The organism is Anaerolineae bacterium, assembly GCA_013178015.1.
Taxonomy (GTDB): Bacteria; Chloroflexota; Anaerolineae; order DRVO01; family DRVO01; genus Ch71.
This window is the reverse complement of sequence record JABLXR010000066.1, coordinates 1-18,354: the sequence shown is the minus strand read 5'-3', so window position 1 is coordinate 18,354 and position 18,354 is coordinate 1. Positions and strand designations below refer to the sequence as shown.

Below are 18,354 nucleotides of genomic sequence, written 5' to 3'. Positions count from 1 at the left end.
AGAAGAGACAGATACCCGGCGACGTACGAGGCGGAGAAGGCGGAGGCCCAGGCGAAAAGACTGCCCGGCTGTGCACCCAGCCCCCGCCCGAGAGCCCAGAAGGTAGCACCTACCCAGAGCCAGTACAGGCAGTACCCTGCCAGGACGAGGATGAGGCGACCGCTGGATAGGTGGACGCGAGCGGCATCTCCGGCACGGGTCACCCGTGCAAGAAGCCGGTTGAGCCGCGCTACCGCCATCGGGCTGAGTGATGCCGACAGGGCGGCGGCCGTCGCCAGGCTCAGGGCCACCCTTGCCTCCAGGGATGCTCCCAGCGCGTTGGCAAGCAAGGGGGCACCTATCAGCAGCCCGGCGAGGTTCGAGCCGATCTGATGAAGGACGATGCTGGCCATGGTCGCGGCCCGAGGGACGCCGCTTGTCGCACCCAGCTCCATCATGCCGGCGAACTGCCACACGTTGCCGGGGATGTAGCGGGCCAGGTTGGAGAGAAACCACAACCCTGCCGATCGGCGCGGGGAGAGCCGGTGGCCCAGGCCGGCCAGCAGAGCCCGCCAGAGCATCACCTCAAGCAGGAGGGCCGGCAACACCCCGAGAAAGCTCACTGCGAGCCAGGCCGGACTGAGGGAAGGCCGGTAGGACAGCAGCAGCATGTCCACCCAGTACGAACGCAGGACGAACACCATGAAGGTCAAGCTGAGTGCCAGGAAGACCAGGCGGACCCAACGGTTGGAGACCAGGCGTTGAAGTCTCGTCAGAGCGGGAAGAGGCAGCCCCGCAGGCAACGCTGGCACCCTTCGCACCTTCACCCCTGGGCCGGCAGAGGCGCGCAGGCGCCGATCCGGTGGAAGTGCTCCAGGTATCGAGCCGCCAGCTGGGGCCAAGAGAACTCCGCTTCCACCCGACGGCGCCCGGCGAGCCCCATCCGTCGGGCGTCGTGTGGGTCGAGGGCTAGTCGGGCGAGGGCCTCGGCCAGCAGATCGGGGCGGCGCTCCGGCACCAGATACCCGTTTCGGCCGTCTTCCACCACTAAGGGATTGCCCGCCACGTTGGTGCTGACGATGGGCAAGGCGCAGGCCATGGCATCCAGGACGCAGACATTGAGGCCATCCTCGGGCTCGGTCACCGAGGGCATGGCGAGGGCATCGGCGGCGCTGTAGTAGGCGGTGATCTCGTCCCGGGGCACCGAGCCCACGAAGTGCACCGCAGCGCGGACGCCGAGGGCGGAAGCCATCCGCTCGAGGTTAGCCCGCTCGTCCCCGTCTCCCACCATTACCGCCCGGGCCACGGGTACCCGCTCCCGCAGAGCCGGCATGGCCTGGATCAGGTACCGAAATCCCTTCTTGGGCACCATGCGGCCCACCGCCAGCACCACGAAGGCGCGCGGCTCCAGGCCCAGCCGCTGGCGCAGCGCTGTCCCGGCTTCGACGTCCCGATGGATGCGGTCTGGATCCACGCCGTAGACGATGAGGTCGAAGCGGGCTCCATCGGCGCCCAGTTCCAGCGCCACTTGCTGCAGTTCGCGGCTGTTGGCAGTGATCAGGGCGGCCTGATCCAGCGCGAACCGGGCCGCCCACCGCGCCAGGGGATTGAGCCGGGCTACCAGCAGGTCCGAGCCAGGCAGAGAGACGGCCAGGGGGACCCCGGTCAGACGACTGACCACAGCCCCGATGAGCCCGTTGGGGAGTAGCCAGTGGGCGTGGATGACCTGGGGCCGCCATCGGCGCACCTCTCGCAGGCAGGCTGCGGCGCCGAAGAGGAGGGTAGCCGGCGCTGCCAGCAGACTGACCGCCCGGGGCTGCAGATCGCCAGCCAGGCTGCGCATGTATCCCACCGTCTCCAGTGAAGTAGGCCAGGCGTAGCGATAGAGGCTGAGGGAGTAGGCGCGCTGCATGGCGGGGCCATAGGCGCGGTCGTGGGGCGCCAACACGTGAACGTGAGCGCCGTGAGCGACCATAGCGCTCGCGAGCGCGTCGATGAACGTGCCGCTGAAGTCTCCCGGGTACCGCGGGAGGTTGTGGGTGAGCTCCAGAACGCGCATGGGTCAATCGCGCTCCCTCTGTCTCAGTTCGCGTAACACCTGCTCGAGGTACTCGGTCTGGGTAACGATGAGCTCGGCCAGGAACCCCACCAGGAACAGGAGTAGCCCGGCACCGACGAGTCCGAGCGACAGGTTGAAGAGGGGCCGCTTCTGAGTCTGCTCCAGCAGGTACAGGGCGGCCAGGTATAGGGCCAAGGAGATACCGGCGGCCTCCAGAACCAGCCCGATGCCGCCGAAGAAGAGCATGGGCCTGCGGCTGAAGGTTAGCAGGAACTTCACCACCAGCACGTCCAGGAACGAACGAGGTATGCGGCCGAGGCCGAACTTGGAGCGCCCGTGGGCACGAGGCCGGTAAGACGTCTTCACTTCACCCACGCGGTATCCCTGAGCCGCAGCGATCATGAGGATGAACCGATGCCAATCCGACCGCAGGTGCAGGTCCTCGATCACCTCCCGCCGGAAAGCCTTGATCCAGTTCATGTCGTGGGCATGGACCCCGAACAGGCGGGCCGACACCTGGTTGTATATCCAGGAAGCGACCACTTTGCGGTCGCGCCGCCCTTGGCGCCAGCCCGCTACCACGTCGTAGCCCTCGTCAAGCTTGGCCAGCAAAGCGGGGACGTCCTCCTCCGGATCTGACTCCAGATCGGCCGGTATGAAGACGATCACATCTCCCCGCACGACGCTGAAGCCCGAGCGCATCGCCTCCGTAAGGCCGGCGTTCCGGCGGTGGCGTACCACCCGGAGCCAAGGGTAGGCCTGAGCGGCCTCCGCCAGGATGGTGGGAGTGTCGTCGGTGGAGCCGTCGTCCACGATCACCACCTCGGTAGGAAGGCCCAGGCGTGCTACAGTGCGATCCAGCTTCTCCAGCAATAGGGGAAGGTTACCGGCCTCGTTGTAGGCGGGGGCGAAGAGAGATACCCGTACCGCCGTCGTCTCCGAGTCCATCAGGGCCCGACGTCCACTTCGCGTAACGCCTGCAACACCTGGTCGGCGACGAACTCGACCTGCGAGGGCTCCAGTTCAGGGAAGAGAGGGAGCGACAGAACCGTCGCCGCCAGAGCCTCAGCGACAGGGAACGTCCCCAAGGGGTAGCCCAGATGGGCGAAGGCCGGCTGTAAGTGCACCGGGACGGGGTAATGGATGCCAGTGGCTATGCCGGCGGATGTCAAGCGTCTCTGGAGCCGCTCCCGCTCCGTCGGGGGAACGCGGACCACGTAGAGGTGATAGACGGACTCGCCCCAGCTCGGGCGCCGAAGCGGCTGGGCCTCGGAGCCCGCGAAGAGCCGGTCGTACTGGTCCGCCCGGGCGCGGCGCAGGGCATTCCACCCATCGAGGTGGCGGAGCTTGACGCGCAGGATGGCGGCCTGGAGCGCATCCATCCGCTGGTTGCTGCCTACGCGAGCGTGCTCGTACTTGCTCCCCGGCAGACGACCGTGGTCCGCCATCATGCGCACCCTCTCCGCCAGGTTGGCATCGGAGGTGACCACGGCGCCTGCGTCTCCGTAGGCGCCCAGGTTCTTGCCCGGGTAGAAAGAGAAGCAGGCGAGGTGCCCCTGGGACCCGACGCGGCGGCCGCCATAGCGGGCCCCATGGGCCTGAGCGGCGTCTTCGATGAGGAACAGGTCATAGCGGCGGCACAGCTCAAGGAGCGGCGCCAGGTCGGCGGGGTGCCCGTAGAGGTGGACGGGGAGGATGGCCCGAGTGCGGCCCGTGAGAGCCAGCTCCACCTGCTGCGGCGATATAGTGCCCGTAGCGGCATCCACGTCCACGAGAACGGGCGTCGCTCCCGCGTGAGCGATAGCCTCGGCTGTGGCCACGAAGGTATGGGTGGTGGTAACGACCTCGTCCCCCGGGCCCACGCCGCAGGCGTCCAGGGCCAGGCTGAGGGCGGAGGTCCCCGAGGAGACCCCGACGCAGTGCTCGGCCTCGCAGTAGGCGGCGAACTCCGCTTCGAACGAGGCGAGCTCGGGGCCCCCGATGAAGCGGGTGCTGTCGAGCACGCTCTGTATGGCGGCGTCTATCTCGTCGCGGATGGCGAGGTACTGCGCCCTAAGGTCCACCAGAGGTATCTGGGGCACGTCCTGCTCCTTGTCAGCGTTCGGGCTGCTCCTGATAGGGCGAGGGCATCAGGTTGTACGGGCAGGTGAGGAGATCTATGGTCCTGACCACACGGGCCGGATTGCCCGTTACCACTGCACGCGCGGGCACGTCATGAGTCACCACCGAACCGGCCCCCACGAGGGCCATCTCACCCACTTCCAGGTCAGGCAGGACGGTAGCGTTCGCTCCGATCTTGGCCCCCCGGCGGACGCGGGGACCGCGCAGGCAGTCCTTGGCCCTGGGACAGCGCGGGTGAAGGGCGTTGGTGAAGACCACGTGAGGCCCTATCCAGGAATCGTCCTCCAATAGCGAGTACTCCGGGATGAAGGCTCCCGAGTGTATCCGGACCCTGTGCCCGATATCCACGTGATGCTCGATCACCGAGTGGGTACCGATGCTGACATCGTCGCCGATGCGGTTGTGCTCCCTGACCATGGTGGCGTGTCCGGTCTGGAATCGGGCGCCAATGCAGTTCCCGGCGTAGATCACGGCATGCGAGCGGATGATGCTACCCGGCCCGACTACAGTCACGAGCTCCCCGGGCGCGGCTCCACGAGGAGGAACCCCCAGCACCGCGTACTCTCCCACGGTGGTGCCGTCCCCCAGTTGCACGTTCGGGTGGATAACTGCGGTGGGATGAACGAAGGTCCCCATACGGCGGCGATGATAGCACACGGACAGTGCTGCAGCAATGAGACACACCGCCCTCAGGCCGTCGCACGCGGTGCGTGAGGGCCGTTCCTGTTGTCACTGGTCGCCTCGCCGGCCTGGGGCAACGATGGGAGGTGAGCGGTGTTCGACAGGTCGAGCTGGGCGTGCGATAATCTGGGCCAGTCTTCGGGGGGACACTCAGAAGCAGACGAGGTGAGGCGATGCGTCTGGCGGAACGGATGAGCAGACTTGGCACAGAGACGGCCTTTGAAGTGCTCGCGGCGGCGCGGAGCCTGGAGGCTCAGGGCCGCGACGTAGTGCACCTCGAGATCGGGGAGCCTGACTTCGACACGCCGGCGAACATAACTGAGGCCGCGATCCGAGCCCTTCGGGCGGGCCACACCCACTACACGCCCGCTGCCGGGATCCCGGAGTTGCGGAGGGCGATAGCGGCTACCGTCTCCGCCACTCGCGGCATCCCCGTGGATCCGGAGCAGGTAGTGGTGGTGCCGGGTGGCAAGCCGATCATGTACGCCGTGATCACCGCGCTGATCCAAGAAGGGGACGAGGTCATCTACCCCAATCCCGGTTTCCCCATTTACGAGTCCATGATCAGGTTCGTGGGCGGCACTCCTGTGCCCATTCCCCTGCGCCAGGCGAATGACTTTCGGCTCGACACGGGCGAATTGGCATCGCTGATCACCGACAGAACCCGTCTGATCATTCTCAACTCCCCGGAGAACCCGACGGGGGGAGTGCTGACCGCCGATGACCTGCTGGCAGTTGCTGATCTGGTGCAAGACCGCGACCTCATGGTGCTCTCCGACGAGATCTACTGCCGGATAATATACGAGGCTAAGTTCGCCAGCATCAGCAGCATCCCGGGGATGGCCGAAAGGACGGTCATTCTGGACGGGTTCTCCAAGACCTACGCCATGACTGGGTGGCGCCTAGGGTATGGGGTGATGCCGCGGGAGCTGGCCGAGCAGGTAACCCGTCTGATGATCAACTGCACCTCTTGCACCAACGCCAGCACCCAATGGGCTGGTGTGGAGGCTCTGACTGGGCCACAGGATGCCGTGGACGCTATGGTGGCCGCCTTCCGTGAGCGACGGGACGTGATCGTTGAGGGCCTGAACGCCATTCCGGGCATTCGCTGCCTCAAGCCGCGGGGCGCATTCTACGTGTTCCCTGATATCACCGGGACGGGTATGTCCAGCAAGGAGATGGAGCAGCATCTCTTGTACGAAGCGGGTGTGGCTACCCTGGCCGGTACCTCGTTCGGCGCCTACGGCGAGGGCCACATTCGGCTTTCGTACGCCAACTCGGTTCCGAACATCCGGCGGGCGCTGGAGCGAATCGAGGCGGCCGTTCGCATGCGTACGTGAGAGGGTGGCGTCCACAGAGCGGATGCAACGCTGACCCCTCCGATCCTGAGCTTGTGCGGGCGGAGTTGCCGCTTTGCCATGGGCGGTGCTACGATGCCGGGTAACGCAATATGCGAGCGACTGCGACGGAAACGAGTAGCCGGTGGGTTGCGCTCAGAGAGCCCGCGGCGGGTGCGAGACGGGTGCGCGAGGGCCGGCGAAAATCCTTCCCGAGTCGCCACCCGAAAGGGCATTCCGAGTAGGCCTGGCCGGAGTCGTCGCCCGTTACAGCGACGCGGCTATGAACACGTAGCCGACTGAGAGAGCGGTCACTGCTAAGCAGGGTGGTACCGCGGGGGTTTGGTCAATGCTGGGCCCTCGTCCCTGGGGACGAGGGCCCGTTCGTTTGTCCTGAGCGGCAGGAGGGGCAGTATGGGGCAGTTGTTCAGCGAGGTGAGCGGGCACGTCAGCCTGCCCGAGATGGAGGAGCGCATCCTGGAGTTCTGGCGCAAAGCAGACGTGTTCCGACGCAGCGTCAGGCCCGACCGGCGGCCGTGGGTGTTCTACGAAGGCCCTCCCACGGCCAACGGCCTACCGGGGACCCATCACGTGATGGCCCGGGTGTTCAAGGATCTCTTCCCTCGCTACCAGACCATGAAGGGCCGGTACGTCCTGCGCAAGGGCGGCTGGGACACTCACGGCCTGCCGGTGGAGCTGGAGGTAGAGCGGCAGCTCGGCTTCAGCGGCAAGCAGCAGATTGAGGCTTACGGCGTGGCTGAGTTCAACGCCCGCTGCCGCGAGAGTGTCTTCCGCTACGTGGAAGAGTGGGAACAGATGACCGAGCGCATCGGCTTCTGGATAGACATGGACGACCCCTACATCACCATGACGAACGAGTACATCGAGTCAGTGTGGTGGATCCTGAGGCGGATGTGGGACAAGGGCCTGCTGTACCAGGGGTTCAAGGTGGTGCCCTACTGTGCCCGGTGTGGTACTCCCCTGTCTGACCACGAGGTGGCCCAGGGCTACGCCGAGACGGAAGACCCCTCGATCTACGTTCGGTTCCGGCTGGCTGATGAGGAGGGAGTGGCCTTCCTCGTGTGGACTACCACGCCTTGGACTCTCCCCGGGAACGTGGCCCTGGCAGTCCACCCGGACGTGGACTACGTGCTGGCCGAGGTGAGTGAGGACGGCGAGCGGCTCATCGTGGCCGCAGCCCTGGCAGAGGAACTACTGGGTCCGCATCGGGTACTGCGCCGGATGAAAGGACATGATCTGGTGGGCCGTCCCTACTGGCCGCTCTATAGTTTCCTGCAACCGAAGGAACGTGCCTACTACGTAGTGCCTGCTGACTTCGTGAGCACCGATGAGGGAACCGGCATAGTGCACATGGCCCCGGCGTTCGGCGCCGAGGACCTGGAGGTCGGGCAGCGGTACGGACTCCCCGTGCTGCAGACGGTGGACGCCGAGGGCAAGTTCATCGAGGCGGTCGCCCCGTGGCACGGCATGTTCGTCAAGGACGCCGACCCACTCATCATTCGAGACCTGCGTGAGCGAGGCCTACTGCAGCGCGAGACCCGGCTCCGGCACGTGTATCCTTTCTGCTGGAGATGCGACCGGCCGCTTCTCTACTACGCTCGCTCGTCCTGGTTTGTGAGGACGACCCAGTACCGCGACTTGCTAGTGGAGCTCAACCGGGGCATCAACTGGGTGCCCGAGCACATCCGCGATGGGCGCTTCGGAGATTGGCTGGAGAACAACATAGACTGGGCTCTAAGCCGGGACCGCTACTGGGGTACGCCTCTGCCAGTGTGGCGCTGCGATCGCTGCGAACAGACCGAATGCGTGGGCGGGACCGACGAGCTACGGGCCAAGCCCGGGAGCACATTCGATCAGGTATTTGCCGCGGGAGTGGACCTGCATCGTCCCAATGTGGACGGGGTGGTGTACGATTGCCGCTGCGGTGGCACCATGAGGCGGGTGCCAGAGGTGATAGACTGCTGGTTCGACTCGGGCTCAATGCCCGTGGCCCAGTGGCACTACCCGTTCGAGAACCAGGCCCAATTCGAGGAGCAGTTCCCGGCTGACTTCATCTGCGAGGCGGTGGACCAGACTCGGGGCTGGTTCTACAGCTTGCATGCCATCTCTACCATCTTGTTCGAGCAAGCGTGTTTCCGCAACGTAGTCTGTCTAGGCCACATCCAGGACGACAAGGGACAGAAGATGAGCAAGTCCCGCGGCAACGTCGTCCGGTGGGAGGATGTGGTCTCGCAGCACGGAGCCGATGCGCTGCGCTGGTACATGTACACGGCCGCTCCGCCGGGCAACCCGCGTCGCTTCTCCATGGATCTGGTGGGGGTGGCATTACGCGAGTTTCTGCTGACGCTGTGGAACACCTACTCGTTCTTCGTCACCTACGCCAACATCGACGGGTTCGACCCCGCTAAGAACAACGTCCCCGTGGCCGAGCGGCCCGAACTCGATCGCTGGGTGTTGGCGGAGCTGCACAGCCTGACCGCGGCAGTGGATGGTGCGCTGGCCCGATACGATGTCCCCGCAGCGGCTCGGCCTATCGAGCGTTTCGTGGACAACCTCAGCAACTGGTACGTTCGCCGCAGCCGACGGCGCTTCTGGAAGAGCGAGGCAGACCGGGACAAGGCGGCAGCCTACCTTACCCTGTACGAGTGTCTGGTGACGGTGGCCAAGCTTCTAGCGCCCTTCACCCCCTTCATTGCCGAGGAGATGTACCGAAACCTTGTTGCTCGGGTGGACCCAGCGGCGCCCGATAGCGTCCACCTCTGTGACTTCCCTCAGGCGGACGTCTCCCTGGTAGATGAGGGGCTGCGGGCAGACATGGCGCTGGCAATGCGGCTGGTGAGCTTGGGCCACGCGGCCCGTAACAGCGCCGGGATCAAGCTGCGCCAGCCGCTGACGCGGGCGCTGGTGGCGCTGCGCTCTGCAGAGGAGAGACAAGCTCTCGACCGTCTGGGCGACGTGGTCATGGATGAGCTGAACGTGAGGGCCATCGAGGTGGTCGAGTCGGCCTCTGAGCTGGGCTCGTATCACTTCAGTGCTGTGCCCGCCAAGGTTGGCCCCAAGTTCGGCCGCTTGTTTCCCGCCATCAAGGCCGCCCTGGCCGAGCTGACAGAGCCGCAGGCGGTGGAGGCTCTCAGGCAGGGACGGGTTCTCTGCCTCGAGGTAGGCGGCCAGCAAGTGGAGCTCCATCCTGATGAGGTCGAGATGAGCATGGAGCCGGCACCTGGGTTGGCTCTAGCCTCGGAGGCGGGATACGCCGTGGCTGTCGACACCGAGATTACCGAAGAGCTACGCCTGGAGGGTCTGGCCCGGGAGGTGGTGCGGCGGGTGCAGAACATGCGCAAGCAGGCCGGATTCCGCATCGAGGAGCATATCGTGACCTACTATCAGGCAGGCGGGTCACTGGTTCCGGTGTTCGAGCGGTATGGGCCCTACATTCGTCAGGAGACGCTGAGCCGAGAGCTGCGGAGCGGAACCGGTCCCGAGGAAGCGCATCGAGAGGTGTTCCGCTTGGATGGCGAAGAGCTGTCGCTAGCAGTGAGCGGGGCGTAAGGCGCTGCAGCCGTAAGCGCACTAAGGAGGGAGCGGGGCCGCCTTGCTCCCTCCTTTGGCAGGACGGTACAATGCGCTCAACGCATAGAGATGTCATCGTCTCGAGGAGATTCACCCCTGGCAAGACGACCTCTTCTGTTACCCTGGAGCACCGTGCTGGCCTTGGTGGCCACCATCGTTCTGGATCGCCTCACCAAGATATGGGTGGCGCGGACGCTGCCCTTCGAGGTGCCGGTCACGGTGATCGAGGGAATCGAGAACTGGTTCACACTCACTTACATACACAACAGCGGTGCCGCGTTCGGCTTGCTGCCCGAGGGAGGGCTGCTGTTTGCCCTGGTCAAGGTGGCGGTCGTCATTGGCCTCACCATCTGGTACGACCGGCTGCCCGTCCAGCACTTCCTAGTGCGCCTGTCTATAGGCATGATCATGGGCGGGGCGCTCGGCAACCTAGTGGATCGCCTCACCACGGGCTACGTGGTTGACTTCATCCACCTGCACTTCTGGCCCATCTTCAACGTGGCAGACAGCTCCGTCTCCGTCGGCGTAACCATCCTGGCGGTCTACCTGCTGTTCACGGACCAAAGAGAGGCGGCGAAGCCTGAGCCGGTGCCCGCTTTGGGCGAGCAGCGGCCGCACTGTGGCTGAGAGCGCTGCCGAGATCAGACGCTGGGTCGTGTCCGAAGGCGGAGGTAGGCTGGACCAGCACCTGGCCGCCTCTCTGGCAAGCCTCTCTCGCTCTCAAGCCCGCCGGCTGATCGAGGAGGGGGCGGTGCTGGTGAACGGCCGACCCGGCAAGCCGGCCCTCCTAGTGCAAGCGGGAGACGAGGTGGAGGTCAGGCTGCCAGCCGCGGTCAGCGCCGACATTGCTCCGGAGCCTGTAGAGCTTCAGGTGGTATACGAAAGCGCTGACGTGGTAGTGGTGGACAAGCCTGCGGGAGTGCTGGTGCATCCAACTAGCCACGACCGGAGCGGTACTCTGGTTAACGGCCTTCTGTGGCGGTACCCCGAAGTGCAGCAGGTAGGCCCGCCGGAGCGTCGGGGAGTGGTGCACCGGCTAGACCGGGACACCTCCGGCCTGGTGGTGTTCGGTCGCACCATGGCAGGACTGAGGGGAATGCAGGAGCAGTTCCGCCGCCACGAAGTGTGGAAGACCTACCTGGCGCTTCTAGTGGGAGCTCCGTCGCCCGACGCGGGGGTCATCAACGCGCCGGTGGGGAGGCACCCTAAGCACCGTGGCCGGCAAGCGGTGCTGCGACGAGGCGGCAAGCCTGCGCGCACCCAGTACGAGACTCTGGAGAGACTGGGGGAGTACAGCCTGGTGCGCGCCCACCCGCTCACCGGCCGCACCCACCAGATTCGGGTGCACTTCGCTGCCCTGCGCCATCCCATTGCTGGCGACCCACTGTACGGCCGCGGCCATCACGATCTGGGCCTCCAGCGGCAGTTCCTTCACGCCTCGGGCCTGCGATTCCGAGACCCAGGCACGGGAGAGCTCGTCTCGCTGGAGTCGCCTCTGCCCAAGGAGCTGCAGTACGTACTCGACGAGCTACGCCAGCGCGCTGGGGGAGGGTAGAGAGGTGGTTGTGGGAGTGTGCACAGTAAGCCTAATGATCCCGGATGCCTTCTCCCTCAAGGACAAGAGGCACGTGGTGCGCTCCGTGGTTCAGCGGATGCGGCGCAAGTTCAACGTCTCTGTGGCCGAGGTGGGAGACCTCGACACCTGGAACCAGGCTTCCATAGGAATTGCGTGCGTGTCGAACGACAGACGTTACGCTGAAGCTCTGCTGAACAAGGCCGTGCTCTGGCTGGAGAACGAACGCCTGGACGCAGAGATTGGCGACGTCAGCATCAGCGTGGAACAGTGGTAGGAGCGCCAACGCGGTGGGCGACGTGCGCGAGGAGCTGAGCGATCGGGAACGAGAGATCCTTACGTTGGTTGCCACCGGAGCCAGCAACAAGGAGATCGCGGCCGAGCTTGACATAAGCGCGAGCACGGTCAAGGTGCACCTGCGTAACATCTTCGCCAAGATGGGGGTGCGTTCGCGGACCGAGGCCACTGTGCTGGCTATCGAGATGGGGCTGGTTCACTCTCGCGCGGCGGCCGACTCGAAAGGGGCTCGGGCTTCTGCCAACTCGGCCGAACCCCTTCCGGTGCTATGGTGGCAGAAAGTGGTGCTGGTGTTGGCGCTGGCGGTGTCAGTAGCGGTAGTTGCCTGGCCCGGGCATCCGGTGGCCCGGGCAGTGGAGCCGCTGCCCGATCCGCTGCGGGAACAGGCGGCCATCGCCGGCTCGGAGCACTCGCGAGAAGAGGTGGGGCGGTGGTCCGAGGCAGCCCAGATGCCTACTGGTCGGCATCGGTTTGGGGCCGCCGTCGTAGGCACCAAGCTAGTGGTGGTGGGGGGAGACACCGCCGAGGGCATAACCGGGTCGGTAGAGGTATATGATACTGCCACCAACACCTGGCGCCTGGGGGCTCCCAAGCCGACGCCGGTCAGTAACATCGGGGCGGTGGCGGTAGGGGGACAGGTATACGTCCCCGGTGGGCTATTGGCCGACGGCCAGGTCACTCGGGTGGTGGAGGTGTACGACCCCGCGACCGACCGCTGGCGGCGCGGGCCGGCTCTGCCGGAAGAGCTGTGCGCCTATGGTCTGGCCACCGACGGCACGTCCATCTACATCGTCGGGGGGTGGGACGGCCGGCAGTATCGGGCGGATCTCTACGTTCTGGAACCGGGCGCCGAAGTATGGCGTCGCTTGTCGCCCCTTCCTCACGCTCGCCTCCATGCCGCTGCCGTCTGGGCCCAGGGGAGGCTGTACGTCATCGGCGGCTACGACGGGCGCCAGGTTCTGGACAGGGTGGACGTATTCGCCCCGGACGAGGACGGCCCCGGGCGGTGGGAGGCCGGGCCCTCTATGGCCGAACCCAGAGCAGGCCTGGGCGCCGTTTCCATAGGCGACACTATCTTCGTCGTCGGAGGAGGGTGGATGGCGCCCACCGCCTTCTGCGAGCGCCTGGTAGTGGGCCAGGCGGCCTGGCAGCAGTGGGAGATGCCTGTGACTGGGGCCTGGCGCAATATGGGCGTAGTGGCCGACGACACCACGCTGTACGCCGTGGGTGGATGGGATGGCGGCATCAAGGCACAGCTCTACCGTTACCAGGCGGTGTACCGGGTGATGCTGCCTATCACTCGGTGACGCCGCCACCCTTGGCAAGGCGTCGGCGCAGGGCTGGCCACGTGTGAGAGCTGATCCCTAGCTTGTCTATGACGGTCTGTCTGGTTTCCCCCTGGCGCAGCAAGCCGGCAGCGACCGTAGCACGCAAGATTCTGAAGGATGGGTTGCGACTGAGCCCCGCGCGCCGGCCGGTCGCCGCCAGGACGTACTCCAGGTTCCGACCAGTGCAACCAAATAGCCGCCCCTCCACCGGATAGGATCGACGATACCCCAGGAAGGCTTCTCGAGCTTCCGCCGACAGGGGCAAGCACCGACTTCGCGCTGGCCTCCCCACGGTGATCGTGCTCGCCTCCAAGTCCAGGTCCTCCGCTCGCAGCGAGAGGCACTCGGCCTTGGAGATGCCGGTGCTGAGCAGCAGGGAGAGGAGGAGCAGGGGCCGCCAGTCACCCTCCGCTGCTTCAGCCCGAGCCGCCGACATCAGCGACTCGATCTCGTCCTGCCTCAGCGGTTCGGCCGCCCGTGGCTGGCCTGTGGGGGAGCCCGCCGTCGCTGATTCCACGGGGTTGGTGGCCACCACCCCCTCTTCGACCAGGAAGCGGAACAGCGACTGGACCGCCGTCAGCCGGCGCCTGAGAGAGGCGGGACTGCAAGGAACGTCGCGCTCCGTTGCCAGGAACTGGCGGAAGCGCTCCACGTGCTCGGCGTCCACCTCCTCTACGGGTAGGTCTGGCCCTACGCTCTCGGCGAACAGCCGGAGATCGGCCTCGAAGGCCGAGACGGTGTTCGGGCTGGCTCCATCCAGAGCTAGCACCTCTGCATACACCGAGATTGCCGTTGACAGAAGAGACCCGGGCTGGAGGCCGGCGGGCATGGCCAATGGCCGGTGAGGATCGAGCTCAATGCAGTATGGTGCTGTCATAGTGCCCGCCATGGTATCCTTATGGACGAGGGTTAGTCAACAGGATGCACGAGCTTGCCGTCACAGAGGAAGTCCTCAGGGTAGTCCTGAACGAAACGGAGAGAGTTGGGGCCGACCGGGTTGCAGCGGTCGACCTGGCGTTGGGCGAGCTCTCCCCCGTAGTGCGGGAGTCGGTGGAGTTCTTTTGGCAGTTCGTGACCAGGGGCACGCCGGCCGAGCGCGCGCTTCTGCGATTCCGATCAGTGCCGGCGTTGGCCAGGTGCAGGGGTTGTGGGCGCGTGTACCGGCCCCAATCGCGAGACTTTCGCTGCCCGGGGTGCGGCGAGGTATTCGCCGATGTGCTGGAGGGCGAGGAGTTCCGAGTTGAATCCATCGAAGTGGAGTAGGAGACTGGGTTGGCGAGAGTGATCGAAGTGGGGCGCTCGGTAATAGCGAGCAGTGCTAGCGTAGCTGCCTCAAACCGGGCGTTGCTGGACGAGACTGACACTCTGGCTCTGAACATCATGGCGTCCCCGGGCGCGGGCAAGACCACTCTGATCGTGGAGACGGCTAGGGCGTTGGCCGACGAGTTCGCCTGTGCCGTCGTGGAGGGAGACGTGGCCGGCGACCTAGACGCTATCCTGGTGGAGGAGGCCGGATTCCCGGCAGTGCAGATCAATACCGGGGGCGGCTGCCACCTTCGCCCCGACATGCTGACGGCTGCGCTGCGGGAGCTGGACCTCAGCCGGACAGACATCGTCTTCGTGGAGAACGTGGGGAACCTGGTCTGCCCCGCCGGAGTGGACCTGGGAGAGCACCTGAGGGTGGTGGTGTCGAGCACCCCAGAAGGCGACGACAAGCCGCTCAAGTACCCGGCCGTGTTCCGCGGTGCTGATGTGGTGGTGGTCAGCAAGTGGGACGTCGCCCTATATGTGGGCTTCGACCTGGGACGCTTTCAGGAAGGACTACGACGCCTCAACGGTAGAGCTCCGGTCCTGTGCCTTTCGGCCCGCACCGGCGAGGGCATGTCGCCCTGGCTGGACTGGTTGCGCGAGCAGGCTGCTCGTGAACGACGAGATTAGAGCCCGCCGACTGGAGGTCTTTGGCACTGTCCAGGGCGTAGGCTTTCGACCATTCGTGTATCGGCTGGCGACGGATCTGGGACTCGTAGGTTGGGTGAGGAATCGCTCCGGAGACGTGGCCATCCACCTTGAGGGACCTGCGCCGGTGCTGGACGAGTTCGAGCGGCGCCTGGAGTTGGAGAGGCCAGCGCTGGCCAGCATCGCTCGCCTGACGTCCTGCCAGGTTCCTGCTGCGAACTACTCGACCTTCGAGATCCTGCCCAGCGACGCAGACGGGGGCTACCAGCCGGTAAGCCCGGATGTAGCTCTGTGCGAGGACTGTCGACGCGAGCTGCTGACGCCGGGGGACCCTCGCTACCTCTACCCCTTCATCAACTGCACTAACTGCGGTCCACGCTACACCATCATCGAGCGAGTGCCCTACGACCGGGTCAGCACCACAATGAAGAGCTTCGTGATGTGTTCTCTCTGCCGTTCACAGTACGAGAACCCGCGCGACCGCCGCTTTCATGCCCAGCCGGTGGCGTGCCCGAACTGCGGGCCAAGGGTGTGGATGGAGTGCGGCGATGGCGTCATGGTAATCGGCCCCCCCGAGAAGGTACTGGGGCAGGCGGCCGACTTGCTACGTCGCGACCGGATTCTAGCCATCAAAGGCCTGGGAGGGTTCCACCTGGCTGTGGACGCCACCAGTGACGCCGCCGTCCTGCATCTACGGCGCCGCAAGCGTCGCCCCGACAAGGCTCTCGCGGTCATGATGCCGGATGTTGATACGGTGCAGCAGTACTGCCAGGTCAGTCCGGTAGCGCGGAAGGTGCTGACCTCGCCGCAAGCCCCCATTGTGTTGCTCCCTGTCTTGCCCGACGGGCGATGTCGGCTGAGTGCGCATATCGCCCCGGATCACGATACTCTGGGCGTCATGCTCCCCTACACTCCCCTACACCTGCTTCTCCTGCGCGAAGTGAACCGGCCACTGGTAATGACCAGCGGTAACCTGTCCGAAGAGCCGCTGGCGACCGACAACGACGAGGCGCGTCGGAGGCTGGCGCCAATCGCGGATGCCTTCCTTTTGCACGACCGGCCGATTCACATGCCTTGCGATGACAGCGTAGTAGCGACCATACCGGTGGGCGAGGGGCCCACCGCGGATGTTCCCACGGTCATGCGCCGAGCGCGGGGCTATGCCCCGGCTCCGCTCTCCCTGCCCCTCGACGGCCCCCAGATTCTGGCGGTGGGGCCGCAGATGAAGGCAACCGTGTGCCTGGCCCGTGACCGGCTGGCTTTCCCCAGCCAGCACATCGGGGACCTGGACAATGCCGAGACATACGAGCATTTCCTGCGAGTAGTGGCACAGTTCGAGAGGCTCTTCTCGGTCCAGCCGGAGATCATCGCTCACGACCTGCATCCGGACTTCGCCGGAACCCGCTACGCTCAAGAGCGGGCTGCCCGCGAGGGCCAATCCCTGGTGCCCGTACAGCACCATCACGCCCATGCCCTCAGCTGCATTGTGGAGAACGGCGTATCGCTGACACGCGAGCCGGTGCAGGCAGTGGTTCTGGATGGGACTGGCTATGGGTTGGACGGGTGCATCTGGGGTGGAGAGTGGTTGCTGGTTAGCGGGGCGTCCTTCCGCCGGTTGGCTCACCTCCGGTATTTCCCCTTGGTCGGGGGCGACGCGGGCATCAGACGGGTGGACCGGATGGCAGCAACCTACCTGATGGCGGTGGGCATGGAGCGGCGCGGTCGCGCCCTCCCCCAGCTCAGCCACCTCCCGGAGAGGGACTGGGAATTGCTGTCGGCCGGCACCAGCGGGCGCCTGGCGGTGCCCACCTCTAGCATGGGACGACTGTTCGACGTGGTGGCGGCGCTGCTGGGACTGGCACGCGAGGTAACCTATGAGGCCCAGGCGGCCATTCGGCTGGAGACTCTCTCCGGGCGAGCCACACCTGCGGCCGCCGGGACGACCTATCCCTGGGAGCTACGCCAGGGCGAAGTGAACTTCGCTCCTCTACTGGAAGCAGTGCTCGACGACCTGTCCAGCGGCCGACCGCCGGAGCACATCGGGATGGCTTTCCACCGGAGCGTGGCGCGCATGGTGGTGGAAGTCTGCTGCCGGATGGAAGAGGAGACGGGCGTCCACCGAGTGGCCTTGTCGGGTGGGTGCTTCCAGAATCGGCTTCTCACCCGGCTCTGCGTGACAGGGCTGCGGCAGGCCGGCCTAGTGCCCCTCCTGCATCGCCAGCTGCCTCCGAACGACGGCTGCGTGTCGGTGGGGCAGGCGGTGGCAGCGCGTCTGCAGGCGCAGGAGGCCGCAATGGCCGATCAATTCCTGTCCGCAGCACGGATTCCGAGCGAGCCTAGGTAGCGCCCGATCCAGCACCTTAGCTTTCGCTGACTGCTGCCCTCCCGGAATTGTGTCTAGCGAGGCGGAACGAGTGTGCCTGGCGAGCAGGGATCCTTCGCCGTGGCGTGGAAGTATGGTCGGGGCACCACGGGTGTGCCGGCCAGGGTGACGCAACGGGATCTCAGAGCCTGGCGGGACATCATGCCTGCGGCACTCTATGGGCGTTGCGGCCGGGCCTCGCCGGGGAGTGGCACTAGCGATAGCAGACGAGCTAGCTTGCTTCTTCGTCCCCCCACAATCCGCCGCGGGGCGCATTGTTGCTCTCGCGGTTCCGCAGCACCTGGCCCAGGTCGGCGTCCAGCTCCTGGGAGAGGCTGACGATCTTCATTTCGGCCTGGTCCAGCACAGCCGCGCAGCGGCGGACGAGCAGCATGCCGCGCTCAAAGAGCGCAAGGCTATCCTGCAGGGGGAGGTTGCCCTTCTCCAACTGCTCGACCACCTCCTGCAGGGAGCGGTAGGCCTCCTCGAAATCCAGGCCGTCCAGCGAAGCGGTAGGCGACGTCATCGGCTTTCGTCCTCCTCTCCATGGATGTCCGGCAGGGCTCGGTCAACTGTCGCCAGAGCTCCTCCCCGGCTCAGCCTGATGGCGAGCCTGTCGCCCTGCGCCAGCCGGCTGCCATCCGACAGCACCGGGCCGCGGAATCCCGCCGAGTGCACGATCGCGTAGCCTCGCTCGAGCGTTGCCTGCGGGTTCAGGGCCGACAGCGCCACCCTCAAGCCTGCCAACTGGGAACGTGCTGCGGCAAGCCGGTTAGCGGTGGCCCGGTGGAGCTCCAGAGTCAGCAGCCGGTGGCACTCGCGGAGCGGCTCCGTCCGAGGGGCACAGGCACGGAGCCGGCGGCCGAGGGACCCTACCTGGGTGCGGCGCAGGGGCGCCAGCGCGCCCCCTGCCCGCAATAGCCTCGCCGTGGCCTCGTCCAGGGCTAGTCTCCAGGTTCCGGCGATGTAGGCAGGCGAGGATCGCTGCAGCACTCGGCTGAGGTGAGCCAGGTCGGTTCGGCGCTGGGCCAACCCGTCGCGGAGTGCCTGGGCTAACCGGCGCTGCCACT

At 65.9% G+C, this 18,354-nt stretch carries 17 protein-coding genes; 9 read left to right on the top strand and 8 right to left on the bottom strand.

The features are described 5' to 3' along the window. From HPY83_18140 to HPY83_18120, 5 genes are all read right to left on the bottom strand, one after another. On the bottom strand, positions 1-791 hold a 791-nt coding region (locus HPY83_18140; GenBank protein NPV09867.1), incomplete at its 3' end, for a hypothetical protein. 11 nt (positions 792-802) lie between these two features. Further along, a complete protein-coding gene (locus HPY83_18135; GenBank protein ID NPV09866.1) occupies positions 803-2,038 on the bottom strand; it encodes a glycosyltransferase in 1,236 nt (411 codons plus the stop codon). A gap of 3 nt (positions 2,039-2,041) precedes the next feature. After that, a complete protein-coding gene (locus HPY83_18130; protein NPV09865.1) occupies positions 2,042-2,986 on the bottom strand; it encodes a glycosyltransferase family 2 protein in 945 nt (314 codons plus the stop codon). Next, complete coding sequence (locus tag HPY83_18125) at positions 2,986-4,110, bottom strand: DegT/DnrJ/EryC1/StrS family aminotransferase (GenBank protein NPV09864.1); 1,125 nt, start codon at positions 4,108-4,110, stop codon at positions 2,986-2,988. The genes HPY83_18130 and HPY83_18125 overlap by 1 nt, the downstream gene beginning before the upstream one ends. Before the next feature lie 22 nt (positions 4,111-4,132). Then, a complete protein-coding gene (locus HPY83_18120) occupies positions 4,133-4,795 on the bottom strand; it encodes a transferase (protein NPV09863.1) in 663 nt (220 codons plus the stop codon). Positions 4,796-5,013: 218 nt separating this feature from the next. On the opposite strand from HPY83_18120, the gene HPY83_18115 reads away from it, so the two are divergent. The 6 genes from HPY83_18115 to HPY83_18090 all read left to right on the top strand — a co-directional run bounded on the left by HPY83_18115 (position 5,014) and on the right by HPY83_18090 (position 12,945). After that, positions 5,014-6,180 (top strand): pyridoxal phosphate-dependent aminotransferase, encoded by a 1,167-nt coding sequence (locus HPY83_18115; protein ID NPV09862.1) that lies wholly within the window; start codon positions 5,014-5,016, stop codon positions 6,178-6,180. 411 nt (positions 6,181-6,591) lie between these two features. Further along, complete coding sequence (locus HPY83_18110) at positions 6,592-9,747, top strand: isoleucine--tRNA ligase (GenBank protein ID NPV09861.1); 3,156 nt, start codon at positions 6,592-6,594, stop codon at positions 9,745-9,747. Positions 9,748-9,900: 153 nt separating this feature from the next. Next, on the top strand, positions 9,901-10,395 hold the full coding sequence (gene lspA / locus HPY83_18105; protein ID NPV09860.1) for a signal peptidase II: 495 nt from the start codon (positions 9,901-9,903) through the stop codon (positions 10,393-10,395). Continuing rightward, the gene (locus HPY83_18100) at positions 10,388-11,323 is read left to right on the top strand and encodes an RluA family pseudouridine synthase (GenBank protein ID NPV09859.1); all 936 of its coding nucleotides are present in this window, start codon (positions 10,388-10,390) and stop codon (positions 11,321-11,323) included. The genes lspA and HPY83_18100 overlap by 8 nt, the downstream gene beginning before the upstream one ends. 4 nt (positions 11,324-11,327) lie before the next feature. Continuing rightward, a complete protein-coding gene (locus HPY83_18095) occupies positions 11,328-11,618 on the top strand; it encodes a DUF503 domain-containing protein (protein ID NPV09858.1) in 291 nt (96 codons plus the stop codon). A gap of 13 nt (positions 11,619-11,631) precedes the next feature. Next, the gene (locus tag HPY83_18090) at positions 11,632-12,945 is read left to right on the top strand and encodes a hypothetical protein (protein NPV09857.1); all 1,314 of its coding nucleotides are present in this window, start codon (positions 11,632-11,634) and stop codon (positions 12,943-12,945) included. On the opposite strand, the gene HPY83_18085 is transcribed toward HPY83_18090, so the two are convergent. Then, a complete protein-coding gene (locus HPY83_18085; GenBank protein ID NPV09856.1) occupies positions 12,935-13,843 on the bottom strand; it encodes a tyrosine-type recombinase/integrase in 909 nt (302 codons plus the stop codon). The two genes, HPY83_18090 and HPY83_18085, sit on opposite strands and share 11 nt — an antisense overlap. Before the next feature lie 44 nt (positions 13,844-13,887). On the opposite strand from HPY83_18085, the gene HPY83_18080 reads away from it, so the two are divergent. Genes HPY83_18080 through hypF form a run of 3 tightly spaced genes read left to right on the top strand, consistent with a single transcriptional unit; the run spans position 13,888 to position 17,266 of the window. Beyond that, positions 13,888-14,229 (top strand): hydrogenase maturation nickel metallochaperone HypA, encoded by a 342-nt coding sequence (locus tag HPY83_18080; GenBank protein ID NPV09855.1) that lies wholly within the window; start codon positions 13,888-13,890, stop codon positions 14,227-14,229. 18 nt (positions 14,230-14,247) lie between these two features. Further along, positions 14,248-14,904, top strand: coding sequence for a hydrogenase nickel incorporation protein HypB (gene hypB / locus HPY83_18075; protein NPV09854.1), 657 nt, complete (start codon positions 14,248-14,250; stop codon positions 14,902-14,904). Then, positions 14,888-17,266, top strand: coding sequence for a carbamoyltransferase HypF (gene hypF / locus HPY83_18070; GenBank protein NPV09853.1), 2,379 nt, complete (start codon positions 14,888-14,890; stop codon positions 17,264-17,266). The genes hypB and hypF overlap by 17 nt, the downstream gene beginning before the upstream one ends. Before the next feature lie 250 nt (positions 17,267-17,516). Here hypF and xseB read toward each other — a convergent pair whose 3' ends face one another. Continuing rightward, complete coding sequence (gene xseB, locus HPY83_18065; GenBank protein NPV09852.1) at positions 17,517-17,810, bottom strand: exodeoxyribonuclease VII small subunit; 294 nt, start codon at positions 17,808-17,810, stop codon at positions 17,517-17,519. Continuing rightward, the coding region (locus HPY83_18060) for a hypothetical protein (protein ID NPV09851.1) at positions 17,807-18,354 on the bottom strand (548 nt) is incomplete at its 5' end. The genes HPY83_18060 and xseB, both read right to left, overlap by 4 nt.